General features: G+C 57.6%; 24 protein-coding genes and 1 riboswitch. Of the genes, 15 read left to right on the top strand and 9 right to left on the bottom strand.

The features are described 5' to 3' along the window. Nucleotides 1–2 precede the first annotated feature (2 nt). Nucleotides 3–281: a hypothetical protein gene (locus tag EPG66_RS06045; RefSeq protein WP_069025960.1), complete on the top strand. Its 279-nt coding sequence runs from the start codon at nucleotides 3–5 to the stop codon at nucleotides 279–281. 431 nt (nucleotides 282–712) lie between these two features. Next, nucleotides 713–2,734, top strand: coding sequence for an excinuclease ABC subunit UvrB (gene uvrB / locus EPG66_RS06040; protein WP_010260230.1), 2,022 nt, complete (start codon nucleotides 713–715; stop codon nucleotides 2,732–2,734). Here the strand turns inward: uvrB and EPG66_RS06035 are convergent. Continuing rightward, nucleotides 2,718–3,641 carry a gluconeogenesis factor YvcK family protein gene (locus EPG66_RS06035; RefSeq protein WP_010260233.1) on the bottom strand — a complete coding sequence of 308 codons (924 nt, stop codon included), beginning with the start codon at nucleotides 3,639–3,641 and terminating at the stop codon, nucleotides 2,718–2,720. The two genes, uvrB and EPG66_RS06035, sit on opposite strands and share 17 nt — an antisense overlap. 204 nt (nucleotides 3,642–3,845) lie before the next feature. After that, nucleotides 3,846–3,979: riboswitch (molybdenum cofactor riboswitch) on the top strand. Between EPG66_RS06035 and moaA the strand changes: the two genes are divergently transcribed. The 5 genes from moaA (at nucleotide 3,969) to moaE (ending at nucleotide 6,665) form a co-directional block, all read left to right on the top strand. Further along, a complete protein-coding gene (gene moaA, locus EPG66_RS06030; protein ID WP_039391210.1) occupies nucleotides 3,969–4,955 on the top strand; it encodes a GTP 3',8-cyclase MoaA in 987 nt (328 codons plus the stop codon). It overlaps the preceding riboswitch by 11 nt. A 14-nt stretch (nucleotides 4,956–4,969) precedes the next feature. Next, nucleotides 4,970–5,485, top strand: coding sequence for a molybdenum cofactor biosynthesis protein B (gene moaB / locus EPG66_RS06025; RefSeq protein WP_022626013.1), 516 nt, complete (start codon nucleotides 4,970–4,972; stop codon nucleotides 5,483–5,485). A gap of 2 nt (nucleotides 5,486–5,487) precedes the next feature. Continuing rightward, nucleotides 5,488–5,973, top strand: coding sequence for a cyclic pyranopterin monophosphate synthase MoaC (moaC, locus tag EPG66_RS06020; RefSeq protein ID WP_182686246.1), 486 nt, complete (start codon nucleotides 5,488–5,490; stop codon nucleotides 5,971–5,973). Continuing rightward, nucleotides 5,966–6,211, top strand: a complete 246-nt coding sequence (moaD, locus tag EPG66_RS06015) for a molybdopterin synthase sulfur carrier subunit (protein WP_022626012.1) — start codon at nucleotides 5,966–5,968, stop codon at nucleotides 6,209–6,211. Before moaC ends, moaD begins: the two co-directional genes overlap by 8 nt. Before the next feature lies 1 nt (nucleotide 6,212). Next, entirely contained in the window at nucleotides 6,213–6,665 is a 453-nt protein-coding gene (gene moaE / locus EPG66_RS06010) for a molybdopterin synthase catalytic subunit MoaE (RefSeq protein WP_083068657.1), read from the top strand. A gap of 105 nt (nucleotides 6,666–6,770) precedes the next feature. Here moaE and EPG66_RS06005 read toward each other — a convergent pair whose 3' ends face one another. Continuing rightward, nucleotides 6,771–7,556, bottom strand: a complete 786-nt coding sequence (locus tag EPG66_RS06005; RefSeq protein ID WP_182686244.1) for an OBAP family protein — start codon at nucleotides 7,554–7,556, stop codon at nucleotides 6,771–6,773. Nucleotides 7,557–7,662: 106 nt separating this feature from the next. Between EPG66_RS06005 and EPG66_RS06000 the strand changes: the two genes are divergently transcribed. Continuing rightward, nucleotides 7,663–8,757 carry a DUF1615 domain-containing protein gene (locus tag EPG66_RS06000; RefSeq protein WP_182686242.1) on the top strand — a complete coding sequence of 365 codons (1,095 nt, stop codon included), beginning with the start codon at nucleotides 7,663–7,665 and terminating at the stop codon, nucleotides 8,755–8,757. Between the two features lie 246 nt (nucleotides 8,758–9,003). Then, complete coding sequence (locus EPG66_RS05995; RefSeq protein WP_010260256.1) at nucleotides 9,004–9,711, top strand: Bax inhibitor-1/YccA family protein; 708 nt, start codon at nucleotides 9,004–9,006, stop codon at nucleotides 9,709–9,711. Nucleotides 9,712–9,761: 50 nt separating this feature from the next. On the opposite strand, the gene EPG66_RS05990 is transcribed toward EPG66_RS05995, so the two are convergent. The 3 genes from EPG66_RS05990 to EPG66_RS05980 are packed head-to-tail and all read right to left on the bottom strand — an operon-like array spanning nucleotide 9,762 to nucleotide 12,729. Continuing rightward, entirely contained in the window at nucleotides 9,762–10,727 is a 966-nt protein-coding gene (locus EPG66_RS05990) for a lysylphosphatidylglycerol synthase domain-containing protein (protein WP_115758772.1), read from the bottom strand. Continuing rightward, a complete protein-coding gene (gene clsB, locus EPG66_RS05985) occupies nucleotides 10,727–11,971 on the bottom strand; it encodes a cardiolipin synthase ClsB (RefSeq protein WP_031594394.1) in 1,245 nt (414 codons plus the stop codon). The genes EPG66_RS05990 and clsB overlap by 1 nt, the downstream gene beginning before the upstream one ends. Further along, on the bottom strand, nucleotides 11,968–12,729 hold the full coding sequence (locus EPG66_RS05980) for an endonuclease/exonuclease/phosphatase family protein (protein WP_031594395.1): 762 nt from the start codon (nucleotides 12,727–12,729) through the stop codon (nucleotides 11,968–11,970). Before EPG66_RS05980 ends, clsB begins: the two co-directional genes overlap by 4 nt. Nucleotides 12,730–12,908: 179 nt before the next feature. Between EPG66_RS05980 and EPG66_RS05975 the strand changes: the two genes are divergently transcribed. The 4 genes from EPG66_RS05975 to EPG66_RS05960 all read left to right on the top strand — a co-directional run bounded on the left by EPG66_RS05975 (nucleotide 12,909) and on the right by EPG66_RS05960 (nucleotide 17,109). After that, the gene (locus EPG66_RS05975) at nucleotides 12,909–13,301 is read left to right on the top strand and encodes a YbhQ family protein (protein ID WP_031594396.1); all 393 of its coding nucleotides are present in this window, start codon (nucleotides 12,909–12,911) and stop codon (nucleotides 13,299–13,301) included. Nucleotides 13,302–13,518: 217 nt separating this feature from the next. Then, nucleotides 13,519–14,898, top strand: a complete 1,380-nt coding sequence (gene rhlE / locus EPG66_RS05970; RefSeq protein WP_022626008.1) for an ATP-dependent RNA helicase RhlE — start codon at nucleotides 13,519–13,521, stop codon at nucleotides 14,896–14,898. A gap of 2 nt (nucleotides 14,899–14,900) precedes the next feature. Then, on the top strand, nucleotides 14,901–15,851 hold the full coding sequence (gene dusC, locus EPG66_RS05965) for a tRNA dihydrouridine(16) synthase DusC (RefSeq protein WP_182686240.1): 951 nt from the start codon (nucleotides 14,901–14,903) through the stop codon (nucleotides 15,849–15,851). Between the two features lie 70 nt (nucleotides 15,852–15,921). After that, on the top strand, nucleotides 15,922–17,109 hold the full coding sequence (locus EPG66_RS05960; protein WP_182686239.1) for an MFS transporter: 1,188 nt from the start codon (nucleotides 15,922–15,924) through the stop codon (nucleotides 17,107–17,109). A gap of 21 nt (nucleotides 17,110–17,130) precedes the next feature. Here EPG66_RS05960 and EPG66_RS05955 read toward each other — a convergent pair whose 3' ends face one another. The 4 genes from EPG66_RS05955 to EPG66_RS05940 all read right to left on the bottom strand — a co-directional run bounded on the left by EPG66_RS05955 (nucleotide 17,131) and on the right by EPG66_RS05940 (nucleotide 22,883). After that, nucleotides 17,131–18,732 (bottom strand): inorganic phosphate transporter, encoded by a 1,602-nt coding sequence (locus EPG66_RS05955; RefSeq protein WP_115758770.1) that lies wholly within the window; start codon nucleotides 18,730–18,732, stop codon nucleotides 17,131–17,133. 187 nt (nucleotides 18,733–18,919) lie between these two features. Beyond that, entirely contained in the window at nucleotides 18,920–20,041 is a 1,122-nt protein-coding gene (locus EPG66_RS05950) for a L,D-transpeptidase family protein (protein ID WP_010260287.1), read from the bottom strand. Nucleotides 20,042–20,255: 214 nt separating this feature from the next. Beyond that, complete coding sequence (locus EPG66_RS05945) at nucleotides 20,256–22,070, bottom strand: glycoside hydrolase family 15 protein (RefSeq protein WP_039387692.1); 1,815 nt, start codon at nucleotides 22,068–22,070, stop codon at nucleotides 20,256–20,258. A 231-nt stretch (nucleotides 22,071–22,301) separates the two neighbouring features. Then, nucleotides 22,302–22,883, bottom strand: a complete 582-nt coding sequence (locus tag EPG66_RS05940; protein ID WP_083068646.1) for a DedA family protein — start codon at nucleotides 22,881–22,883, stop codon at nucleotides 22,302–22,304. A 205-nt stretch (nucleotides 22,884–23,088) separates the two neighbouring features. Between EPG66_RS05940 and EPG66_RS05935 the strand changes: the two genes are divergently transcribed. After that, nucleotides 23,089–23,676 carry a Yip1 family protein gene (locus EPG66_RS05935; protein WP_010260296.1) on the top strand — a complete coding sequence of 196 codons (588 nt, stop codon included), beginning with the start codon at nucleotides 23,089–23,091 and terminating at the stop codon, nucleotides 23,674–23,676. Between the two features lie 178 nt (nucleotides 23,677–23,854). Continuing rightward, nucleotides 23,855–24,802: a D-alanyl-D-alanine endopeptidase gene (gene pbpG, locus EPG66_RS05930; RefSeq protein WP_010669685.1), complete on the top strand. Its 948-nt coding sequence runs from the start codon at nucleotides 23,855–23,857 to the stop codon at nucleotides 24,800–24,802. Nucleotides 24,803–24,989: the final 187 nt, after the last annotated feature.

Here is a 24,989-nt window from a genome sequence, read left to right as displayed (position 1 = left end):
TCGTGTCAGGGAAGAAAGGTGAGAAAAACTTATCAATTCCCCACGGTGATAACGCGTCTGCACTTTTGCAGTGCCTCGGGGCGCTGTTTCTGGTGCAGACGTACTCTGACGTGGCAGCAAGTCCGATTAAGAATCTTAGTATGAGGCGTGAAAATTTGCGTGCGGCACCCGGTGACAGATTAAAATTGCAGAATAATCCGGCAGCAGGCGACGCGAAATTTAACGCAAAAAAAAATATTTTCACGGTGGTGAGAAGGCAGGGAAAAATTATACACAGCTGATGGCGTCGGGGCTGCCATCACTTATCCACCATTCCTGTGGATAACCTTGTGCATTAGGTAATGAAAACCAGTTGGAAGCGAGGAAATACGCGGCCTGGTAACATAATGACGAGAATCTGGCCTCATAGCCTTATTTCAATAAAATCAGTTTGTTATCAAAAAACAAGCCTGAGAATTATCTGTCAGGTAACCGTACTGTAATTTTGTGACACTCTATTGACAAATGTTAAATCAGATCTCTGCCTGGGGATAACATTGCGCAACAAGCTGAGCGATAACGCTGCCAGCCTGCAGGGACAGCAGGTGCCATCCTGCTGGCGTTAACATTGCACCAATACTGTTTTTATATCCAGTATTATTTTCTGGCAAAATCACCATAGCAGAGTAAAATGAGTGCCTGCCCGCCGACTTCTCCAGCAGGAACTGCATTCATGAGCAAAGCCTTTAAATTGAACTCCGCCTTTAAACCTTCGGGCGACCAGCCTGAGGCGATACGTCGCCTGGAAGAGGGGCTGGAGGATGGACTGGCCCATCAGACCTTATTAGGCGTAACCGGCTCTGGTAAAACGTTTACCGTCGCCAACGTGATTGCCGACCTCAACCGTCCGACCATGGTACTGGCGCCCAACAAGACGCTGGCCGCCCAGCTCTATGGCGAGATGAAAGAGTTTTTCCCGGATAACGCCGTCGAGTTTTTCGTCTCATACTACGACTATTACCAGCCAGAAGCCTATGTGCCGAGCTCCGACACCTTTATCGAAAAGGATGCGTCGGTGAACGAACATATCGAACAGATGCGTCTGTCGGCCACCAAGGCGCTGCTGGAACGGCGCGATGTCATTGTGGTGGCGTCGGTTTCGGCTATCTACGGTCTGGGCGATCCCGATCTCTATCTGAAAATGATGCTGCACCTGACCCGCGGCATGATTATCGATCAGCGCAGTATTCTGCGCCGTCTGTCAGAGTTGCAGTACACCCGCAACGACCAGGCGTTCCAGCGCGGCACCTTCCGGGTGCGCGGCGAAGTGATCGATATCTTCCCGGCGGAGTCGGACGATATTGCGCTGCGCGTCGAGCTGTTTGACGAAGAGGTTGAGCGTCTGTCGCTGTTTGACCCGCTGACCGGCCAGATCGATTCGGTCGTTCCGCGCTTTACCATCTACCCCAAGACGCACTACGTGACGCCGCGTGAGCGTATTCTGCAGGCGATGGAAGATATCAAAGTCGAGCTGGCGGACCGCCGCCGGGTGCTGCTGGAGAACAATAAGCTGCTGGAAGAGCAGCGCATTACCCAGCGTACCCAGTTTGACCTGGAGATGATGAGTGAGCTGGGCTACTGCTCCGGCATCGAGAACTACTCACGCTACCTCTCCGCACGCGGACCGGGCGAAGCGCCACCGACGCTGTTTGACTATCTGCCCGCCGATGGCCTGCTGGTGGTGGATGAGTCGCACGTGACCATTCCGCAGATTGGCGGCATGTATAAAGGCGACCGGGCGCGTAAAGAGACGCTGGTGGAGTATGGCTTCCGCCTGCCGTCGGCGCTGGATAACCGTCCGATGAAGTTTGAAGAGTTTGAGGCGCTGGCACCACAGACCATCTATGTTTCGGCGACGCCGGGCAAATATGAGCTGGAAAAGTCGGGCGACGAAGTGATCGATCAGGTGGTGCGTCCTACCGGTCTGCTGGATCCGATCATCGAAGTGCGTCCGGTCGGTACCCAGGTCGACGATCTGCTGTCAGAAATCCGTCAGCGCGTGGCGATCAACGAACGTGTACTGGTGACGGTGCTGACCAAACGCATGGCGGAAGATCTCACCGAATATCTGTCTGAGCATGGTGAGAAGGTGCGTTATCTGCACTCTGATATCGACACGGTAGAGCGTATGGAGATTATTCGCGACTTACGTCTGGGCGAGTTTGATGTGCTGGTGGGCATTAACTTACTGCGTGAGGGGTTGGATATGCCGGAAGTGTCGCTGGTGGCGATTCTCGATGCGGATAAAGAGGGCTTCCTGCGCTCCGAACGCTCGCTGATTCAGACCATTGGCCGTGCGGCGCGTAACATCAATGGTAAGGCGATTCTCTACGGCGATAAAATCACGCCGTCGATGGCGCGTGCCATTGAAGAGACCGAGCGCCGCCGTGAGAAACAGCAGCTGCACAACGAAGAGAACGGCATCGTGCCGCAGGGCCTGAATAAGAAGATCACCGATATTCTGGAACTGGGCAAAAACGTGGTGAAAACGCGCGGCAAAGCGAAACCAGCCCGCCCTGGCGAAGCCCAGGCGCTGGCCGATTTCCAGCTGTTAACGCCGCAGGCCCTGCAGAAGAAAATCCACGAGCTGGAAGGGCAGATGCAGCAGCATGCGCAGAACCTGGAGTTCGAACAGGCGGCCAACGTGCGCGATCAGCTGCATGAACTGCGAACGCTGTTTATTGCGGCCTCGTAGCGCCGTTAAAGCCCTGAATGGCGTGTTCCAGCGCCACCCGTAACAGCTGGCGGTCGTGACGATATTGGATATCGGCGGCCTCCAGCGGTTCACGGACAATCAGCCGGTTTTCAATGCCACGGGTGTCCACCGCCGGGCTGACGACCAGCGCATCAATCACCCGCTTGCCGATATAACGCTCCATCATCTGCAGCTTATCAGCCACTGAGAGACTGGCGGCGGCAGGACTCAGCTCGCGGCCCAGATTGCCAATAAACACCATGGTGGCAGGGGTGCGACGCAAGGCCTGCGCCATCTCTTCCATCAGCAGAATCGGCATCAGGCTGGTGTAAAAGCTGCCGGGTCCAATCAGGATCAGATCCGCTTCACCAACCGCCTGCAGCGCTTCCCGCGTTGGCTGGACGTTGGGATGCAGCATCAGCTCCTGCGGCGGCTGCTTCATCTCGTCAATTGCGGTTTCGCCATAAACCATGTTGCCTTCAACATCCATCGCCACCAGATCCACCGGCTGCTCCGACATCGGAATTAAAAAAGCGTCGACTTTAAGCAGGTTACGGATGATGTTGATCGCTTCAAGCGGTCGAACGCTGAGATGATCCAGCGCCCGCAGCATCAGATTACCCAGGTTGTGTCCGGCCAGTTCGCCGTTACCGGCAAAACGGTACTCAAACATCGCCGAGGCGACGCTGGGTTCAGCAATCAACTGGTTAAGGCAGTTACGCATGTCGCCCCAGGCGATGCCGCCTTCTGAGCGACGAATACGGCCGGTTGATCCGCCGTTGTCGGTGGTGGTGACGATGCCGGTGAGACGCGAGCCCAGCGGGGAAAGGGCAGACATGACGCGGCCTAAACCGTGTCCGCCTCCCAGTGCCACAACGCGATCAAGATCGGCCAGTGTGCGATTCATACTTCTCCTTAATATCTCTTCGCGTGGCGTGGCTCTAATCGCTAAGCCCGCGCGAATGACTTACGTCAAAATCTGGATCGCATTTTAACGTATCCTGTCGCGAAAATGCGGTGAAAATTCGATATGTATAAGAATATATAGCGAAAACAGCAAATGGAAGAGTGGCGAAAATCACGCTACCATCATGCTTACCGCGCTGATCAACGGGTCAGCGTACACTCAAGCCTGAATGCCTACGTCTGCGGATAGGGGGTTCAGGCCGTAGCCATTGAGCTGCCAGGGTGCAGGAAGAAATGACTGCATCTCCCAATCTGGAAAGGTGTTCTGGTGTCACAATTTACTGATGCATACGCGCGTAAGTTCTATTACCTGCGCCTGTCGGTCACGGATGTTTGTAATTTCCGCTGTACCTACTGTCTTCCTGACGGCTACAAGCCACAGGGAATTCGTAACAAAAGCTTTCTCTCGCTGGATGAAATCCGCCGCGTCACGCGGGCCTTTGCCGCTGCCGGAACGGAAAAAGTGCGGCTTACCGGCGGTGAGCCGTCGCTGCGCCGTGATTTCACCGACATCATTGCGGCGGTGCGCGAAAACGCCTCCATTCGCCAGATCGCGGTAACCACCAATGGCTACCGGCTGGCGCGCGACGTGAAGCAGTGGCGTGACGCGGGGTTAACCGCACTCAACGTCAGTGTCGACAGCCTGGATGCCCGTCAGTTTCACGCCATTACCGGTCAGGATAAATTCCATCAGGTGATGAGCGGCATTGATGCCGCGCTGGACGCTGGTTTTCGCCAGGTCAAAGTCAACAGCGTGCTGATGCGCGATCTCAACAGCCGTAATCTGGCCACGTTCCTCGACTGGATCCGTACCCGTCCGATTCAGCTGCGCTTTATCGAACTGATGGAGACCGGCGACGGTGGCACGCTGTTCCGCGATCAGCACGTTTCCGGCATGGTCATCCGCGATCAGCTGGTCGCCCAGGGCTGGCAGCGTCGTGAGAGCGGACGCAGCGACGGCCCGGCGCAGGTCTTTTACCATCCCGATTATGTCGGCGAGATTGGTCTGATCATGCCTTATGCCAAAGATTTCTGTGCCAGCTGCAACCGTCTGCGCGTTTCGGCGCACGGTAATCTGCACCTTTGCCTGTTTGGTGACGGCGGTGTGCCGCTGCGCGATCTGCTGGCGTCAGACGACCAGCAGGCCGAACTGCAGGCGCGCATCGCCAGCAGCCTGGGGCAGAAAAAGCAGACGCACTTTCTGCATCAGGGCAACACCGGCATCACACAGAATCTCTCTTACATTGGCGGCTAATTTCAGGAGGCAGTATGGGTAAACCAGCCAGCGAATTTCAGGCAGTGCAGATTGCGGTGATGACAGTGTCAGATCGTCGCGATGCCAGTGACGATACCTCCGGCGACTATCTGCGCGAAGCCGCCGCGGAAGCGGGACATGAGGTGGTCGATCACGCCATCGTGCCGGATAATCTCTATCGTATTCGCGCCACCGTGTCGCGCTGGATCGCCAGTGAAGATGTTCAGGTCGTGATTATTAATGGCGGAACCGGCTTTAACCTGAAAAACAGCACGCCGGAAGCGCTGCTGCCGCTGTTCGACCGCGAGATTGATGGATTTGGCGAACTGTTCCGGATGATCTCCTATGAAGAGATTGGCGGTTCGACATTGCAGTCGCGCGCGATTGCCGGTCTGGCTAATCAGACGCTGATCCTGGCCGTGCCGGGTTCCACCAGCGCCTGCCGCACCGCCTGGGAACGCATTATCGCTGACCAGCTTGATGCGCGAACCGCGCCCTGTAATTTTGTCTCACATCTCAAGAAACGGTAAGTATGTCTCAACTCACACACATTAACGCCGCGGGCGAAGCGCACATGGTGGATGTCTCCGCCAAGGCAGAAACCGTGCGCGAAGCACGGGCAGAAGTGCTGGTGCTGATGCAGCCGGAAACGCTGCAGATGATTATCGAAGGCAGCCACCACAAAGGGGATGTCTTTGCCACCGCGCGCATCGCCGGTATTCAGGCGGCGAAACGCACCTGGGAATTGATTCCGCTCTGTCATCCGCTGATGCTGAGCAAAGTGGAAGTGAACCTGGAGGCTGAAGCTGACCATAGCCGGGTTCGCATCACCACGCTCTGTCGCCTGACCGGCAAAACCGGCGTGGAGATGGAAGCGCTGACGGCCGCATCGGTTGCCGCGCTCACCATCTACGACATGTGCAAAGCGGTGCAGAAAGATATCGTTATCGAACAGCTGCGCTTAATCAGCAAGAGCGGTGGCAAAAGCGGCGATTTCCAGGCGGTCGCGCATGATTAAGGTGCTGTTTTTCGCCCAGGTCCGTGAGCTGACCGGCACCTCATCGCTTGAGGTCGGTGCCGATTATCCGGATGTGGCCGCGCTGCGCAGTGCGCTGGCAGAGCGCGATGACCGCTGGGCGCTGGCGCTCGAGTCAGGCAAGCTGCTGGCGGCGGTTAATCAGACGCTGGTGCCGATGAGTCACCCGCTGCACGCCGGTGATGAAGTGGCCTTTTTCCCGCCCGTGACCGGAGGCTAAGATGGAAACGCAGATTCGCGTCGGCCCCGCGCCCTTTGATATGGCGGAAGCCTATCGCTGGCTGGCGGCCTGTGATGAAGATGGTGCGGTCGTGACCTTTACCGGCAAAGTCCGTAACCACAATCTGGGCAACGACGTCGCGGCACTGACGCTGGAGCACTATCCCGGCATGACCGAAAAAGCGCTGCAGGAGATTGTTGATGCGGCGCGCGAACGCTGGCCGCTGCAGCGCGTCACGGTGATCCATCGCGTGGGCGAACTGTTTCCCGGCGATGAAATCGTGCTGGTGGGCGTGACCAGCGCCCATCGCGGCAGCGCCTTTTCCGCTGCAGAGTTCATCATGGATTACCTGAAAACCCGTGCACCGTTCTGGAAGCGAGAAGCGACAGAGCAGGGCGATCGCTGGGTGGATGCCCGCGACAGCGACCACCAGGCGGCTCAGCGCTGGGAGTAAGCTGCGTTAACGGCTTAGTGGGCAAAGGTATCTGCGCCCGCTGAGCCGTTAACCGCAGACACGCCGCTGCCCGCATCACCACGCATCACGACGCCTAGCGCGGGATTAAGGCTGCTTTAGCTGCTCAGCCGGACCAAAACCGGTCTGACCGTGGCTGTGTTCGCCGCCGCCGGCGGTGCGCTTCAGCTGAATGACCTGGCCCTGTTGCCAGGCGTTGGCACCTGCCGCGGCAGGATGCGCCACGATATCCGCACGCTGGGCGCGGATCTTTTTGCTGTCGACGTCAAAACGACGATCGCGGTCCGCCAGCAGTCGCGAGTCCATCTGACCATCCTCCGTAAAGCCCATCATCAGCGCCGGAATGCCAATCGGCAGCGTTTTGTCGCGATCGGTGTGCCAGGTGTGCCAGGTTTTCCCGTAGGTGTTCACAATGCGCTTCATCAGGGCGTGGTCGGCGGCTTCCGGTAAGCCTGGTGCAATCAGCGTGCCCGATTTCACCTCATACTGATGGCTGTGCCAGAGCTTCTTCTCTTCAGGCGGCAGGGTGTTAAACAGCCGTTCGCTGATAATGTACTCCACGCCCATCAGCCGTGCGTCGCGCGTGTTGCCGTCGTAAATCACCGCCTGCATCACATCGTCGTTCAGTACAGTGACATAGTGGTGCGCCTCCATCTGACCGTTCTTATCGCCGTTATAAAAATGGAATCCGTCGAGATAGGTATTGATGGCGTCGATGGGCGGACGTGACTGCATCACGCTGGCGCCGCTCTCCAGCACCTTAAGCGAGGAGGAGGTGGGTGCGCCCGGCGATTTTACCTGGGCAGGCGTATTATTGGCGCCGCAGCCGGTTAAGAACAGGCTGAACGCCGCAACAGGCCAGAGTTTAAACATCGTAAGTTCCTTTAACGGTAAAAAAGATAACCTTAGTTCAGTTCTCGCCTGCCTGTGAAACTCTGGCGATGGTAGAGTAGAGCTTTGGTTCATTCTGAGGACAGGCATGTCATCCACCCCGATTCTGCAACGTCTGACACTGGTCGCCGCACTGGTGCTGGCAGGTTGTAGCAGCAAGAAAACCCCTGAGGCGCCGGTGCGGCAGCCTGAAGATGTCAAAGCGCAGATCCAGCGGCTGCTGCCATCGCACGTCAGCAATAAAGCGGCGTGGAGCGACGATATCTACACCACCTTCCGCACTCAGCAGCTCGATCCCAGCGCCAGCAACCTCTGCGCGGTGATCGCCGTGGCGGATCAGGAGAGCAACTTCAGCGCAGAGGCCGCCGTACCGGGTCTGCCAAAAATCGCCTGGGGCGAGATCAACCGCCGTGCGGCGCAGGTGCACGTCCCGGCATTCCTGGTGCGTACCGCGCTGCAGATCAAATCGCCCACCGGTGAAAGCTACGCCGCCCGGCTGGACAAAGTGCGCAGTGAGAAAGAGCTGAGCGCTATTTTCGATGACCTGATCGATATGGTGCCGATGGGCCAGACGCTGTTTGGTAATCTCAATCCGATCCACACCGGCGGGCCGATGCAGGTCAGCATTGCGTTTGCCGAAGCGCATGCCAAAGGCTACCCGTGGCCGATCGATGGCACTATCCGGCGTGAAGTCTTTACCCGCCACGGCGGGATCTACTTCGGGACGATGCACCTGCTCGGCTATCCGGCCGGCTACAGCCAGCCACTCTACCGCTTTGCCGACTACAATGCGGGCTGGTATGCCAGCCGCAATGCGGCCTTCCAGGCGGCGGTGTCGCGCGCCACCGGCATGAAGCTGGCGCTGGATGGCGATCTGATTCTTTATGGATCGGATGCGGCGGGCGGCACCGAACTGGCGGTGCGCACGCTGTCGAAGCAGATCGATATGAGCAACAGCGACATTCGCCGCGATCTGGAGAAAGGGGAGAAAGCGTCGTTCAGCGACAGCGAACTCTGGAAACAGGTCTTTACCCTGGCGGATAAAATGGCGGGTCGAAAGTTACCGCGTGAAATGCTGCCGGGCATCAAGCTGGAAAGCCCGAAAATTACCCGTAATCTCACCACGGCGTGGTTTGCGCAGCGTGTCGACAGCCGTTATCAGCAATGCCTGTCGCGACGTTAAGCGGCATGTTGTGGCACAGTTGAGCTGAGCTGTGCCACACTTAGAGCCAGTTCCGGGCGACTTTTATTGTTATTCTGGCCCTGAACTGTGCGCATCCTCATAAGACCGTACGGGCCCGTGGCGGTTGTGTCGCGCTGTCGCTGGCCCAACGGGCTGAAACAGAAACAACGTATGCCTGCCAGACCAGGTTATTCATCCGGTTCCCTGTGTGGAGCCGGTCCTAATCCGTTTAACAAGAGGTGCATCATGGACCGATATCCACGAAATGATTCCATCGTTCAATCCGCATCTCGCGGTTTACAAGCCTATATGGCGCAGGTTTATGGCTGGATGACCTGCGGTCTGTTACTGACGGCGTTTGTCTCCTGGTACGCTGCACGCACGCCAGCGATCATGGAGCTGGTGTTTGCTAACCGCATCACTTTCTTCGGACTGATTATCGTGCAGCTGGGGCTGGTCTTCTTCCTGTCAGGTATGGTGCATCGCCTGAGCGGGGCCGTGGCAACCGGGCTGTTTATGCTCTACTCGGCGCTGACCGGCCTGACCATGGCGAGTATCTTCCTGGTTTACACTAACTCCTCGATCGCCAGCACCTTCTTTATCACGGCGGGGATGTTTGGCGCGATGAGCTTCTACGGCTATACCACCAAACGCGATCTCAGCCGTTTTGGCAGCCTGCTGTTTATGGCGCTGATTGGCATCGTGCTGGCGTCGCTGGTGAACTTCTGGCTGAAAAGCCCGGCGCTGATGTGGGCGATTACCTACATCGGGGTGGTGGTGTTTGTGGGGTTAACGGCCTATGACACGCAGAAGCTGAAAAATATCGGTGAGCAGATCGATGCCCGCGATACGGAAAACCTGCGTCGCTACTCGATTATGGGCGCACTGACGCTGTATCTCGACTTCATCAACCTGTTCCTTATGCTGCTGCGGATTTTCGGCAACCGCCGTTAAGTCTGAGGGAGTAGCGGGGGAGGCGCACTGTCTGCGCCTCCCCTTTTTTATTACGACTTCTGCAACTTCTGCTCATTCTTCTGGCGCAGATGTTTCGCCCGACTCTCCAGCCCCAGATAGAGCACCAGCGCTAGCAGCAGCGGCAGGATAAAGTAGAGCACGCGATAAGCCAGCAGCGCCGCAATGATAGTGCCATGCGAGGCGTGCTGACCGCTAAGCAGCGCCAGGAAGACCGCTTCCAGTACGCCAATGCCCGCAGGAATATGAATGATTACCCCGGCAATACTGCTGATCAGCAGCACGCCCAGCACCATCGGATAACCGACGTCTCGTCCCAGCAGAAGCCAGATAATCGTTCCCATCACCATCCAGTTGGCACAGGAAACCGCAAACTGCAGCAGCGCCATGCGCAGCGAGGGCAACTGCAGCGTCTGGCCTTTGATCGTCCAGCGACGCTGCTTTGAAAAGGCACAGGCCCAAAGGTAGACCGCCACCAGCACCAGCAGAGCGCCACCAATCAGCCGCAGGGTGGTTTCACCAATAAACCAGCCGCTGGGGATCGACACCATGCCCGCACTGAATACCACGCCCGCCAGCAGAATATAGCCCAGCCAGTTAGTGGCGATGCTCAGAGAGAAGATGCGGGTAATGGTGCCGCTATCCAGCCCTAACCGTGAATAGAGCCGGTAGCGCATCGCGACGCCACCTACCCAGGTGCTTAGCGTCAGGTTGAAGGCGTAACAGATAAACGACACCAGCATCACCTGCCGCTTCGCCAGCTTATGGCCGCAGTAGGCGCGTCCAATCAGGTCATAGCAGCCATACACCAGGTAACTCAGCACCACCAGTCCGGCGGCGGTCAGTACCACAAAGCGGTTGTAGTTAACGATGACGTCATAAACATCTTCCCAGTTCACTTTGCGGGCATAGACCACCAGCAGAACCACCACCGCGATGAAAAAGAGCACGGTGAGAATTTTTTTCGCCAGTTGCCAGCGTGGATGTTTTTTTGCCATCAGGATTTTGCTCCCGGGTTATCAGTTTCAACGCGATCCTGCGTCTCCATTTCAGGCTGTACCGGCTCACCCACCTGGGCCAGCAGTGGCGTATGCGCCGGCAGCCAGCCAGCGATGGCCGGGAAATGGCGCAGGAAGTGGAATACCACCACGCTTTTACTCAGTTGCCACCAGTTGCGCGGCGGTAAGCGATCTTCCTGCACGCGCTGGCAATCGTTGGCCAGCAGCGCTTCCAGGTTATCACGCAGCGTCTGGTTAAACGGCCTGTCGTGGATGATCAGGTTGGCTTCAAGGTTAAGTGACAGGCTAAGCGGATCGAGATTGCTGGAGCCGACGGTAGCCCAGTAGTCGTCTTTTACCGCGATCTTGCCGTGCAGCGGGCGACGGATATATTCGTAGACTTCGACGCCGCCATCGACCAGATAGTTGTAGAGCAGCTCCGCGCCGACTTTCACAATCGGCATATCCGGCTCGCCCTGCACAATCAGTCGCACCCGGACGCCACGCTGCGCGGCGTTGCGCATCTCACGCAGCAACCGGTAACCCGGGAAGAAGTAGGCGTTGGCAATAATCACATCCCGCTTCGCCTCGCGCAGCATCTCCAGGTAGTGGACTTCGATGTCGTCGCGATGCTCATCGTTATCGCGATATACATAGAGCACCTGAGCATCGCCGGGCGTGGCGTTCACCGCCGGACGATGAGAGCGCGATCCCCACCAGCGGCGGGTATTCTGTTCGCTGCCAATCGCCTGTTGCAGATAGCGGGCGATGTCATCCACCACCGGGCCTTTGACCTGCACCGCATAATCCTGTTTGGCTTCCGGGCCATAATCGGTGTTGTGCTCGGCCGAGAAGTTAATGCCGCCCACAAAGGCCACCACATCATCCACCACCACGGTTTTGCGGTGCAGACGGCGGAAAACGTTGGTGCGCATCCCCATCACCAGCGGACGCGGATCGTAATAGATGAAACGCACGCCAGCGCTGGTCAGGCTGTTAACAAATTTGTCGGAGAGTTCGGCAGAGCCATAACCATCGACCATCACTTCGACCCGCACGCCGCGCTGGGCTGCCGCCAGCAGTTCGCGGTGCAGGGCGTTGCCCACGTCATCCTCAAACAGAATAAAGGTTTCGATTAATACCGTACGTTCCGCCCGCTGGATCGCGCCAAAGACCCGCGGGAAAAACGCTTCGCCATTTTCCAGCAACAGCAGCCGGTTGCCTTCCTGCCAGCTAAAATTCATAGGTGAATCTCCACCGCCAGCGGCGCATGGTCGGAAAGATGGGACCAGGGCTTGCGCGGCAGCGCCCACGGATGACTGACGGTGGCGTTGCGGACATAGATGCGGTCAAGCCGCAGGATCGGGAAGCGCGCCGGGAAGGTGCGCGCTGGGCGTCCGGTTTTCATGCTGAATACCTCTTTCAGGCCTGCGCCATGTTTCAGAATGGAGTTAGCGCGTCGCTGCCAGTCGTTGAAATCGCCCGCCACCACCACCGGCGCGTCGGGCGGCAGTGAGTTAACCATTTCACATATTTTCTTCATCTGCGCGTGACGATGCGCCTCTTTCAGGCCCAGATGAACACAGATGACATGCAGCGTGCCGTGCGGCTCGGGCAGGGCGATCTGGCAGTGCAGCATGCCGCGGTTTTCACTGCCCGCCACCGAAATATCCCGGTTCTCATAGTCGGCGATCGGGAAGCGAGACAGCACCGCATTGCCGTGATGCCCCTCCGGATAGACCGCATTACGCCCATAGGCGAAATCGTTCCATATGGTGTCGGCCAGAAACTCATAATGAGGAGACTCGGGCCACTCCTCATGGTTAAGGGAGTGGATGGCATGCGTGCCCATCACCTCCTGCAGAAAGACCACATCCGCCTCCGTTGCGCGAACGGCATCGCGTAATTCGGGCAGGATGAAGCGGCGATTGAAAGGGGCGAAACCCTTGTGTGTATTGATCGTCAGGACTTTTATTGAAAATCCTTGCTTGTTTTGTGGCATACTCGCGACGCACTCCTTTTCATCATCAATAGAATCAAAGTGTAGTCTTTGTCACAAATGGGTGGTGAAAGAGGGCGAAAATTAGGGCGTTATCCGAAAATTGTTTTACATTGAGGAAATCGTTTCCGGCTTGTGCCGGTAGCACTTGGGCGACCTGTTGGGTCTGCCAGGAGAACTGAATGAAATGGTCTAATCGTATTCAAATCATCACGGGTCAGACGTTGTTGCATATTGCTATGCATCTGCTGGTCATCGCTGCACTGATCTGGGGCTGGAAACACAAAGCGCTGGTTGATGTCTGCAGCACGCTGGTGGCGATGTACGCACTGGTTTTTGTTGCCATGCTGGTGACACAGCGCATTGCCCGTTTACGTACTCTCGGCGATTATCTTGAAGAAGCGACCACCACTTACTACTTTGGCGCCGCCATGATGACACTGTTCCTGGTGTCGCGGATTTACCACAACAACCTGCTGCTGGCGTGTCTCGGCGTAGTGATGTTGCTGGGTCCGGCGCTGGTCTCGCTGCTGGCGAAAGAGCCACCGCGACGAATCGAAAACAAACGTAGTTAAGTTGAAGGCCACCGGAAGGTGGCCTTCCTGTTTTCAGGCGGTTAAGTTGTGTCAGGAAATGTGAGCTATCTCGCACACTTCTCTTAAAGCTGTTACACTCGCCCGCTTACGCATCGTAGTTTGCGCCCTTTTCACGCGTCAGCCCTGGCTGGCGTCACTATCCCTCTGAAAACTACACCGTGAATCACGGTCAGAGCGGACCGGAGTAAATCACTTAATGTCTTTTGACTCTCTCGGCCTGAGTGCCGATATTTTGCGCGCGGTCGCCGAACAAGGCTACAGCGAACCCACACCTATCCAGCGCCAGGCGATTCCTGTTGTGCTGGCAGGCCGCGATCTGCTGGCGAGCGCCCAGACCGGCACCGGCAAAACAGCCGGCTTTACCTTACCTATGTTACAAAAACTCTCTGCCACTGCCACGCCCATCCGCGGTCGTCGCCCGGTGCGCGCCCTGATCCTGACCCCAACCCGTGAACTCGCGGCGCAGGTCGGCGAAAACGTCAGCGACTACAGCAAATATCTCTCGCTGCGTTCTATGGTGGTGTTTGGTGGCGTCAGCATCAATCCACAGATGGTCAAACTGCGTGGCGGCGTCGATATCCTGGTGGCAACGCCTGGACGCCTGCTGGATCTGGCACAACAGAATGCGGTTGACCTGTCACAGGTCGAAATTCTGGTGCTGGATGAAGCGGACCGTATGCTGGATATGGGCTTTATCCACGACATCCGTCGCGTACTGGCGCGTCTGCCGGCTAAACGTCAGAACCTGCTGTTCTCTGCCACCTTCTCTGATGAGATCAAAGGCCTGGCTGAGAAACTGCTGACCAACCCGGAAATGATTGAAGTGGCCCGCCGCAACACCGCCTCCGAGCAGGTCGCGCAGCAGGTGGCTTTCGTTGATAAGAAGCGTAAGCGTGAATTGTTGTCGCAGCTGATTGGCGAAGGCAACTGGCAGCAGGTGCTGGTCTTCACCCGGACCAAACACGGCGCGAACCACCTTGCCGAGCAGCTGGGCAAAGATGGCATCTCCGCCGCCGCGATCCATGGCAACAAAAGCCAGGGAGCACGTACCCGCGCGCTGGCCGACTTCAAATCAGGCGGTATCCGCGTCCTGGTTGCCACCGATATCGCGGCCCGTGGCCTGGATATCGAAGAGCTGCCACACGTCGTGAACTACGAGCTGCCTAACGTCGCCGAAGATTACGTTCACCGTATTGGCCGTACCGGCCGTGCAGCTGCGACCGGTGTCGCACTGTCGCTGGTTTGCGTCGATGAGCATAAACTGCTGCGTGATATCGAACGTCTGCTGAAGCGTGAAATCCCGCGTCTGGCCGTTGAGGGTTATGAACCCGATCCGAGCATCAAAGCGGAGCCGATCATCAACGGTCGTCAGCAGCAGTCTCGCGGCGGTGCAGGTGGCGGTGGCGGCGGCCGTGGTCGCAGCCAGGGCGGACAGGGTGCAGGCGCATCGCGCTCATCTTCATCCGGCGAAAAGCGTCCTCAGGCGCGTCGTCAGAGCCAGGCCGCTCCTCAGGGCGATAGGCCCGCAGCCCGTCCGCGTCGTCCGGCAGCAGCGAAGCGTACCGGAAACGTCTGAGTATGAGGGTTTTACTGGCACCGATGGAGGGCGTGCTGGATTCACTGGTGCGCCAGCTGTTATCGGAAGTGAACGACTACGATCTCTGCATTACTGAGTTTTTGCGCGTGGTCGATCAACTGCTGCCGGTAAAATCTTTCTACCGTCTCTGCCCCGAACTGCATAACGCCAGCCGCACGCCTTCCGGCACGCGGGTGCGTATGCAGCTGCTGGGGCAGCATCCCAAATGGTTAGCCGAGAACGCCGCACGTGCGGTGGAACTGGGCTCATGGGGTGTGGATCTCAACTGTGGTTGTCCTTCTAAACTGGTTAACGGCAGCGGAGGCGGCGCAACTCTTCTTAAAGATCCCGATCTGATCTATCGCGGCGCGAAAGCGATGCGTGAAGCGGTGCCTGCAGATTTGCCGGTGACGGTGAAAGTGCGGCTCGGCTGGGACTCCAGCGCCCGCAGTCTGGAGATTGCCGATGCGGTGCAACAGGCCGGTGCCAGCGAACTGGTGGTGCATGGGCGGACCAAAGAAGAGGGCTATCGCGCAGAGGCGATCAACTGGCAGGCGATTGGCGATATTCGTCAGCGGCTGCGCATTCCGGTGATTGCCAATGGCGAAATATGGGACTGGCAAAGCGCGCAACACTGTATGGCGGTAACCGGCTGCGATGCGGTGATGATTGGCCGTGGCGCACTGAACATCCCCAACCTGAGCCGGGTAGTGAAATATAACGAACCGCCGATGGCCTGGCCTGATGTGGTGCGGTTATTACAGAAATACAGCCGGCTGGAAAAGCAGGGTGATACCGGCCTCTACCACGTGGCGCGTATCAAACAGTGGCTCGGTTATCTGCGCAAAGCCTATGGCGAAGCCGATGGCTTATTCAGCGAAATCCGTGCGTTAAAATCGTCGGGCGACATTGCACAGGCGATCGATCGTCACGCGCATGTTCATGGTTTGTGATAAAAAATCAGGCGACCCCTTAGCGGCCTGACGGTATAGTGGGAAAAATTTCCTGGACCCCTTGCCTGCTATGTCTGAATCCGCTGTGTTGAGCAACAGCCAGCTCAACAAACGAATCCTCTCCGTTATTATCTTCACTTTCTTCTGCTATCTCTCTGTCGGACTGCCGCTGGCCGTGCTGCCAGGCTTCGTCAAAAATCATCTTGGCTTCAGCTCCTTTATCGCCGGACTGATTATCAGCATTCAATATTTTGCGACGCTGCTCAGCCGTCCGCAGTCGGGCCGTCTGGCCGATCGCCTTGGGCCAAAGCGGGTGGTGATGCTGGGACTGCTCTGCTGCGGCATGAGCGGGGTGCTGACTATCGTGGCTGCACTGCTGAGCGGCTGGCCGTGGCTGAGTCTGGCGCTGCTGGCCATCGGGCGGCTGTTTCTCGGCGTGGGTGAAAGCTTCAGCAGCACCGGCTCTACCCTGTGGGGTATGAACATCGTCGGGCCGATGCAGACCGCGCGCGTGATCTCCTGGAACGGTGTTGCGACCTATCTGGCAATGGCCGTCGGTGCACCGCTGGGCGTGCTGCTGAACAGTGAATTTGGTATGAGTGGATTTGCCGGGCTGATTGCACTGATGGGTGTGGCGGGCTATCTGATGGCCAGCCGCAAACCGGCGGTGACCGTCAGCGTGGGCGAGCGCATTCCGTTTCACCGCGTCTTTTCGCGCGTCTGGCTTTATGGCCTGGCGCTGGGCTTCGGCACCATCGGTTTTGGTGTTATCGCCACCTTTATCACCCTCTATTTCGCCAGCCGTGACTGGCAGGGCGCGGCCTATGCGCTGACGCTGTTCAGCCTGGGGTTTGTGCTGGTGCGTCTGGGGTTTGGTCGCTTTATTACCCGTTTCGGCGGGCTGCGCGTGTCGCTCTTCTCTTTCCTGCTGGAGTGCCTGGGACTGCTGATTATCTGGCAGGCGGACAGCGCCTGGCTGGTAGGGGCGGGCGCATTCCTCACCGGCAGCGGATTTTCGCTGGTCTTTCCGGCGCTGGGGGTTGAGGCGGTTAAACGGGTTGAGCGTCAGGATCAGGGCTCTGCACTGGGCACCTATTCCGCTTTTCTCGATCTGGGCCTGGGCTTAACCGGCCCGGTGGCGGGATTGCTTATCGGACACTGGGGGATGCAGTCAGTCTATCTGGCGGCGGCGTTGATGGTGCTGGGGGCGCTGCTGATTACCCTGCGGCTATACTGGCAGCAGCGGCTTATCGCCTGAATGACGATAAGCCGCAAACCGTTAGAAATGGCTGAACACCCAGTAGAGAAGGGCAGAGAGCAGAATAGAAACCGGCAGCGTTAAAATCCAGGCGACGGCCAGGTTACGCAGCGTCGAGAGCTGCAAGCCGGAACGGTTCGCCGCCATGGTGCCCGCCACGCCGGATGAGAGCACGTGGGTGGTAGAAACCGGTAAACCGAAACCGTCTGCCGCGCCAATGGTCATCATCGCCACCAGTTCGGCGCTGGCGCCCTGGGCATAGCTCAGATGGGTTTTACCGATCCGTTCTCCCACAGTGACCACAATCCGGCGCCAGCCGACCATGGTGCCCAGTCCCAGCGCAATCGCCACCACCACTTTCACCCACATCGGAATAAAACGGGTGGCGCTGTCGAGTTCCGTTTTCACTGCCTTGAGATTGCGTTCCGTCTCCTGCGGCAGTCTGACCTCGGCGCTCTGCAGATGCTTGATCGATTCTGACGCCAGATACATCTGGTTGCGGGTATTGGTCACCGCCTGAGCTGGAATGTTTTCCATTGAACCGTAACGACGAATCTCATCGCCGACTTCGCGCAGCGTCATCGCCAGCGCGGGCAGCACGTCGGGATTCATGCTGTTGCTGCCAACAAAGCCGGTCAGTACCTCACGGGCCGGTGGAGGATTGGCTGACGCGGGCTGCAGTTGCAGCAGCTGATGGGCGGTCACTTCGTTCAGCGCCGCGACGCGCGGGATCTGGTCGGGTGGCAGCGATCGGTTCAGGGCGTAGGCGATCGGCATGGTGCCCACCAGGATCAGCATAATCAGCCCCATCCCTTTCTGACCATCGTTGGAGCCGTGCGCAAACGACACGCCGGTACAGGTCAGGATCAGCAGGCCGCGGATCCAGACCGGTGGCGGCTGATTGCTTTCTGGCGCCTGATAAAGCTGGCGATTGCGGATAAACAGTTTCATCACCCACAGCAGCAGCCCGGCGCAGACAAAGCCGACCACCGGGGACAGCAGCAGTGCATAGCCGACCTTCAAGGCCTGATCCCAGTCAACCCCGCTCAGACCGCTGCGTCCGTGCAGCATCGCATTGGCAACGCCGACGCCGATGATTGAGCCGATCAGCGTATGGGACGACGACGACGGCAGCCCTAAATACCAGGTGCCCAGGTTCCAGATAATCGCTGAGAAGAGCAGCGCATAGACCATGGCAAACCCGCTGCCGCTGCTGGCCTGCAGGATCAACTCCACCGGCAGCAGTGAGATAATGCCAAACGCCACCACGCCGCTGGAGAGCAGCACACCCAGAAAGTTACAGAAACCGGACCAGACCACCGCGACGCCGGGCGTCAGCGAATGGGTGTAGATCACGGTCGCTACGGCATTGGCGGTATCGTGAAAGCCATTCACGAACTCAAAGCCGAGCGCAATCAGCAATGCCAGCCCCAGCAGAAAGAACGGCAGATAGCTGGTGACCGGCATATTGGTCTCTTCAACATCGCTGACCAGATTGAGGCCAGCGAACGCCAGTCCGGCAACCAGCAGAATAAAGAACAGCGGTTTACTGAAACGGCTATTTTTGCCGTGGAAATCGGGGCGACCTCGGGCTGATGAGGAGGAGAGACTATTTTCGCTCATGGTGTACCTCTGGTGGCTGATGCCGGCTGCTGATTTGCACCGGGTCAACGCAGTGTGATACGCGCTTTATATGACAGATTAATGATCGTCGGACGGGGCATTCTGAGCGGAGTGCGCGGGAAAACGCGGAAACGCAGGCAATAAAAAAGCCAGCGACAGGCGCTGGCTTCTGAAAGCAGGGCGGCAATTACGAGCTGGTATTGGCCGCGGCTGCAGGTGCTGCTGGTGTTACCGGAGCGGCCGGTGCGGCTGGCTCAGTGGCCGGCTGCTGTGGCTGCGCGGCATCACTGTTTGCACCCTGAGAGGTGACCGGCGTCATTGGCTCTTCCTGTGGCACAGCCTGCGGGTTTTCCGGCATCGGAACTGGCGCAGTCTGGATGTTGTTCTCCACGCCGTTCACTTTTACTGGCATACCGGTACGGCCCTGAATCGCGCCATTAACCTGATCCTGATTGACGCTGGCATCAACCAGAACTTTGCTCACCGCCTGATTCAGCGTAATCGGCACCAGCTCACGCGAGTTGAACTGCTCTTCGGTGGTCGACAGCGGGTTATGCACTTCTACATACCGTGAACCGTCTGGCTCCACGGTCGCTTTTACCGGCTGATCAACGAACTGTACGCGCGTACCGACCGGCACGTTCTGATACAGCCATTTGATATCGTCAGCGCGCAGACGCACACAACCATGGCTCACGCGCAGGCCGATACCGAAGTTGGCGTTGGTGCCGTGAATCGCATAGAGGCGACCGATATAGAGCGCATACAGGCCCATCGGGTTATCCGGGCCTGGCGGGAAGACCGCTGGCAGGGTTTCACCGCGCGCCGCGTAATCCGCATGCATGCCTTTGGTTGGCGTCCAGGTCGGGCCATCTTTTTTACGTTCTACCGCTGTGGTCCAGTTAATCGGGGTATCTTTACCCAGTTCACCGATACCAATAGGCAACACCACCACGGTTTTGCTGCCTTTCGGGTAGTAGTAAAGACGCATCTCCGCGCTGTTAATCACAATGCCTTCACGCGGTGCGTCCGGCAGGATCAGCTGCTGTGGGATGATCATTTTGCTGCCAGCCTTAGGCAGATAAACGTCAACGCCCGGATTGGCTTCCAGCATATTGCTGAGGCCCATCTGGTACTGCGCCGCAAAAGCTTCCAGCGGCAGTTTGCTGTCTTCAGGGACAGTAATTTCGATATTTTCGCCGATCAGACGGCTGTTGGCCGGCGGTAACGGGTAAACCACAGCAAAGGCTGACTGGCTGAAGGCCGCCAGAGCCAGTGCGATTGAAGCGAAAGCGCGAATGATTTTCATATTTTACAATTCTTTATCGCCATATTTCAGGCTGTTCAGTGTGTCGAATTCATGCTGGCCAATGTGACCTGCTGCGCATTATATGTTCATTAATCTGACGTTGTGAATCGGGATTTTAACCTGCCTGCAATACTTTACGTAAATTCACCGCGGATGTTAGCGCATTTCCGGAAAGCAGGGCGCTAAAAATGGGGCTTTCCGGGGTTATCCCTGACTAAGGTTGCCACTGCGTTTGTTCGCCGCTGAGTTTGCGGTTCAGGAAAAAGGCGGCACTGATTAACGCCAGATGGGTCAGCGCCTGCGGCGTGTTGCCCAGCGCATGGCCGTGGCTGTCAAACTCCTCCGCGTAGAGGCCCAGTGGATTGGCGTAGCTCAGTAACTTTTCAAATTCAAAATGCGCTTCCTGAATCCGGCCCGCGCGCGCCAGACACTCGACATACCAGAAGGAGCAGGCTCCGAAGGACCCTTCTGAGCCTTTCAGGCCATCGGCGGGCGTCTCATGCGTATTGTAACGGCGCACCATACCGTCGCTGACCAGATTAGTTTTGATCGCATCCAGCGTGGCAATCCAGTCCGGGTCGGTGGCTCCCACAAAACGCACCAGCGGCATCAGCAGCATTGAGGCGTCGAGATGTTCGCCATGACGGGTCGAAGAGAAGTGACCCCGCTCACTGTTCCAGAAGTTAGCCCAGATATCTTCGCGGATCTCCCGGCGCGCCCGATCCCAGCGTTCATAAGGCATCGGCAGCGATCGCTTCATGCCCAGACGCAGCGCGCGATCCATCGCAACCCAGCACATCAGACGTGAATGCAGGAAATGTTCCGGTTCACCGCGCATCTCCCAGATACCGGCATCAGGCTGATTCCAGTTGTCACACAGCCAGTCGATCATTTTGACGACATGTTCCCAGCCGCGCTGGGAGATCGCCTCACCATATTTATTGGCCAGATAGACCGCATCCATCAGTTCGCCATAGATATCGAGCTGGGTCTGCTGCCAGGCGTCATTGCCGATGCGCACCGGACGGGAGTCGGCATAGCCGGAGAGATTCAGCAGCTCCATCTCGTGTAGCTCGGTGCCGCTGTCCAGCCGGTACATGACCTGCAGGCGCATCTCATCGTGATGGCTGTTTTCAACGCAGCGACCAACCCAGTGGGTAAAGTGTTTGGCTTCATCGGTGTAGCCCAGCCGCATCAGGGCATACATGCTGAACGAGGCGTCACGGATCCAGGAGGCGCGATAGTCCCAGTTGCGTTCGCCGCCCAGCTCTTCGGGCAGGCCAAAGGTTGCCGCCGCCGCAATAGAGCCGTGCTGATGTGAAGTCAGCAGTTTGAGGACCAGCGCCGAACGCTGCACCATTTCGCGCCAGCGTCCCTGATAGTTACTGTGGGCGCTCCAGCGTCGCCAGTAGTTCAGCGTCTCTTCAAAGCAGTGTTCGGTGGTCAGGGCTTCGATATGCGCATCATCCACGCTGCCAAATTCAAACTGCGCATGTTCACCGGGTTGCAACGTGAAGAGGGCGGTAGCACTTTCATCTTCCAGCGTCATCACCACGCTGGCGGCGAGGCGTAGCGACGGCTGGCCTTCAGCATGAAAATCGATACAGCCGTTGTGCGCCTCTGCGCGGGTCTGCGCCCGGGCATAGTCGTGGCGCGGTGAACAGCGCAGGCTAAAGGTCGCGCTGCCGCGTACCATTTTGACCCGCCGGATCAGACGCGGCAGCTTGTCCTTGTCATCACAAATCGGCATGTAGTCGGTGATCTCCGCCACGCCTTCATCATCCAGCCAGCGGGTCTGCAGGATGTTGGTATCGGGCAGGTAGAGCTGCTGACGTCGCGCATTGGGCCAGTCTGGGGCCAGGGAGAAAAGCCCGGCATCATCGCTGTCGAGCAGGGCGGCAAAGACCGACGGGCTGTCGAGTTCCGGCCAGCAGAGATAATCAATGGTGCCATCATTCGCGACCAGTGCGCAGGTGCGCAAATCTCCGATCACGCCATGGTCTTCAATCTTACGTTTTACCTTACTCATCCTCATCTCCCTGTCAGTGTCCATCCTAACTATAGCTGAGCCATCTGATGCGGCTTCGTTTGGGCACAGATGGTTAACGTACGGTTGAATGAGACAGGGAAGGGGTGAGGGCGGGTGAGACATGGGAAATCGTCAGCAGGGTCCCCAGGCGCTGCTCAGCGTCGGCGACCTGTGCCACCGGTCAGCTCACTCTCATAGCCGGTGGCGTCTGCTGGCGAATCCGTGGTTCATTTATTCCTGATCGGCACGACGGTTGTGCCAGCGGCGGATCACCCAGCGCAGCGCAAAGGCGAATACCACTGCGCCGACCAGCCACAGCAGATGCTTCAGATGCTGGTCGAGTTTATGCAGCCACGGCGCGATGATGCCGCCCGCGAAATAGCCCAGGGTGACAAAGATCAGCGCCCAGATGGCCGCCCCGATGACGTTAAGAATAAAAAACTTCATTGGATTGAGGCGGCTGGCCCCGATGATGATTGGGCCAATCAGTCGAAAGCCATACATAAAGCGCACGCCAATCACAAACAGGCTGGGATGGCGTTTAATCAGGCGGTTCGCCTTGACCACTTTATCCTGATGCTTTTTAAAGCGGCGCAGGATCTGCGTGCCCCAGCGGCGACCGACCCAGTAGAGCAGTTGATCGCCGACAATACCGCCACCCATGGCGGCCAGCACCACCCCCACGTAATGCAGCAGCCCCTCATGCGCGGCGACGCCACCCAGCAACGTAAATGTTTCCCCCTCGGCGATACAGCCAATAAAAAGTGCCAGATAACCGTACTGCGTAATTAATGCGTTGATATCCAGATGCAAAATGACCCTCCCTGTTCAGTGACAGTTTCTTCCAGTCTATACGCGATTTGGCTTCGCTTCCGCCCGTGCCTCACGGGTCCGTTTATTTATGCTGTTTTTTTGTCCGGTCACCACGAAAGTTTCGCTGCCGTTTATACTTGAGAGGACGCTGCCCCCAAAGACGGATGCATCATCGGGCGGCCCACTGCATCAGAGGAGTGAATCTATGAATCATGTCTGGGGTCTGCTGGCGCATCCGAATCAGGAAATGCGTCATATCAAGCAAGAGAATGAGAGCGTATCGCACCATTACACCCACCATGTTCTGCTGATGGCGGCGATTCCGGTAATCTGCGCCTTTATTGGCACAACTCAGCTGGGCTGGAATCTGGGCGAGGGGCAATATGTGCAACTCAACCTGTTAACCGGGATTGGGCTTGGCATTCTGTTCTATCTGATTATTCTGGGTGGCGTCGCGGTAATGGGACGCGTGATTCACTGGATGGCACGTGATTATCCGCAGCGCCCTGGCGTACAGCGTTGTACGGTGTTTGCGGGCTATGTGGCCACGCCGCTGTTTCTCAGCGGGCTGGTGGCGCTCTATCCGCTGGTCTGGCTCTGCGTGCTGGCGGGCGCGCTGGCGCTGCTCTACACCGGTTATCTGCTCTATATCGGCATTCCACTGTTTCTGAATATCGACCGCGAAGAGAGTCTGCGCTTTTCCGGTTCAACGCTGGCCATCGGCGTGCTGGTATTTGAAGTGTTACTGGCATTAACCGTGGTGCTGTGGGGATATGGACCGCATCTGTTCTGACCGACCGCTGCCGCCGCTCTGGCGGCAGTTCTCTTTTTACGCCCGGAAACACTCTCACCAGGAAATTTCTTAACCTTACGGGTATGATATCGCCGCCAGCCCGCGCTCCGACCTCACTGAAGCGGGCGGCCTGTGTCGGTCTGACACAGTACATATTCATAACCGGGTTTTTTCTACGATGCCTGCAAAAATTCGTTCCACCCTGCTTTCGCTGGCGCTGCTCGTTTCAGGGCAGATTGTTTCACTTCCGGCGCAGGCAACGACGTCGCTGTCGCAACTGGCGCCTATTGCTCAGCCGCAGATCGCCTCTGGCAGTGCGATGATTGTCGATCTCACGACCAATAAAGTGCTGTTTTCCAGCCACCCTGATCGGGTCAGGCCCATTGCCTCCATCACCAAGCTGATGACCGCTATGGTGGTGCTGGATGCGCATCTGCCGATGAACGAGATGATAACTGTCGATGTCAGCCAGACGCCGGAAATGCGGGGTGTCTTCTCACGCGTTAAGCTCAACAGCCAGATTAGCCGCCGTAATATGCTGCTGCTGGCGCTGATGTCCTCGGAAAACCGCGCCGCCGCCAGCCTGGCTCATGCTTATCCGGGCGGCTATAACGCCTTTATCCGGGCGATGAACGCGAAAGCGCGGTCACTGGGCATGAAACAGACCCGCTACGTGGAGCCAACCGGCCTGTCGACGCAAAACGTCTCCAGCGCGCAGGATCTGGTTAAATTACTCAAAGCAACGCGGGAATATCCGCTGCTTGGCGCGCTCAGCACCACTAAAGAGGAGACGGCGGTGTTTGCCCATCCGAGCTATGCGCTGCCGTTCCGCAACACCAACCATCTGGTCTATAAAGATGACTGGCACATTCAGCTGACTAAAACCGGCTACACCGATGAGGCGGGCCACTGCCTGGTGATGCGCACCATGATTAATAATCGTCCGGTGGCGCTGGTGGTGCTGGATGCCTTTGGCAAATATACCCACTTCGCCGACGCTAACCGTCTGCGCAGCTGGATTGAGACCGGTAAAGCGGCTCCGGTGCCGGCCGCCGCGCTGGCGTATAAAAAACAGAAATCGGGCCAGGTTGCCAGTAATGGGGCCAGCAGCGCCGACGTTGAGTAGAAAATGGCCGGTGTTACGCGCTGCGGACACTGGCATTACCTGCAGGCTGAGCGGGTATCCGGGATGATGCAGGCAGAGGCGTACAACGATTTTCACGTCTCTGTCTGTGCCGAATTAGCCCGAAAAATGCCCGTTATTCCTATATTGCCATCCCTTGCAAAGCCCTACACTACGCGCGACTGGCGAG

Source organism: Pantoea pleuroti (genome assembly GCF_014156615.1).
Lineage (GTDB): Bacteria > Pseudomonadota > Gammaproteobacteria > Enterobacterales > Enterobacteriaceae > Pantoea > Pantoea agglomerans.
This window is presented reverse-complemented; position numbering and strand designations above follow the sequence as displayed.

Coding starts and splice junctions, on each gene's coding strand:
- EPG66_RS06000 (WP_182686242.1), top strand. CDS start 7,663: ATGTCATCCACCCCGATTCTGCAACGTCTGACACTGGTCGCCGCACTG.
- EPG66_RS05980 (WP_031594395.1), bottom strand. CDS start 12,729: ATGCCACAAAACAAGCAAGGATTTTCAATAAAAGTCCTGACGATCAAT.
- moaC (WP_182686246.1), top strand. CDS start 5,488: ATGTCTCAACTCACACACATTAACGCCGCGGGCGAAGCGCACATGGTG.
- EPG66_RS05950 (WP_010260287.1), bottom strand. CDS start 20,041: ATGAAAATCATTCGCGCTTTCGCTTCAATCGCACTGGCTCTGGCGGCC.
- EPG66_RS05955 (WP_115758770.1), bottom strand. CDS start 18,732: ATGAGCGAAAATAGTCTCTCCTCCTCATCAGCCCGAGGTCGCCCCGAT.
- moaB (WP_022626013.1), top strand. CDS start 4,970: ATGGGTAAACCAGCCAGCGAATTTCAGGCAGTGCAGATTGCGGTGATG.
- EPG66_RS06005 (WP_182686244.1), bottom strand. CDS start 7,556: ATGTTTAAACTCTGGCCTGTTGCGGCGTTCAGCCTGTTCTTAACCGGC.
- EPG66_RS05995 (WP_010260256.1), top strand. CDS start 9,004: ATGGACCGATATCCACGAAATGATTCCATCGTTCAATCCGCATCTCGC.
- EPG66_RS05960 (WP_182686239.1), top strand. CDS start 15,922: ATGTCTGAATCCGCTGTGTTGAGCAACAGCCAGCTCAACAAACGAATC.
- rhlE (WP_022626008.1), top strand. CDS start 13,519: ATGTCTTTTGACTCTCTCGGCCTGAGTGCCGATATTTTGCGCGCGGTC.
- EPG66_RS05975 (WP_031594396.1), top strand. CDS start 12,909: ATGAAATGGTCTAATCGTATTCAAATCATCACGGGTCAGACGTTGTTG.
- EPG66_RS05990 (WP_115758772.1), bottom strand. CDS start 10,727: ATGGCAAAAAAACATCCACGCTGGCAACTGGCGAAAAAAATTCTCACC.
- EPG66_RS05935 (WP_010260296.1), top strand. CDS start 23,089: ATGAATCATGTCTGGGGTCTGCTGGCGCATCCGAATCAGGAAATGCGT.
- uvrB (WP_010260230.1), top strand. CDS start 713: ATGAGCAAAGCCTTTAAATTGAACTCCGCCTTTAAACCTTCGGGCGAC.
- clsB (WP_031594394.1), bottom strand. CDS start 11,971: ATGAATTTTAGCTGGCAGGAAGGCAACCGGCTGCTGTTGCTGGAAAAT.
- EPG66_RS05945 (WP_039387692.1), bottom strand. CDS start 22,070: ATGAGTAAGGTAAAACGTAAGATTGAAGACCATGGCGTGATCGGAGAT.
- dusC (WP_182686240.1), top strand. CDS start 14,901: ATGAGGGTTTTACTGGCACCGATGGAGGGCGTGCTGGATTCACTGGTG.
- moaD (WP_022626012.1), top strand. CDS start 5,966: ATGATTAAGGTGCTGTTTTTCGCCCAGGTCCGTGAGCTGACCGGCACC.
- pbpG (WP_010669685.1), top strand. CDS start 23,855: ATGCCTGCAAAAATTCGTTCCACCCTGCTTTCGCTGGCGCTGCTCGTT.
- moaE (WP_083068657.1), top strand. CDS start 6,213: ATGGAAACGCAGATTCGCGTCGGCCCCGCGCCCTTTGATATGGCGGAA.
- EPG66_RS06035 (WP_010260233.1), bottom strand. CDS start 3,641: ATGAATCGCACACTGGCCGATCTTGATCGCGTTGTGGCACTGGGAGGC.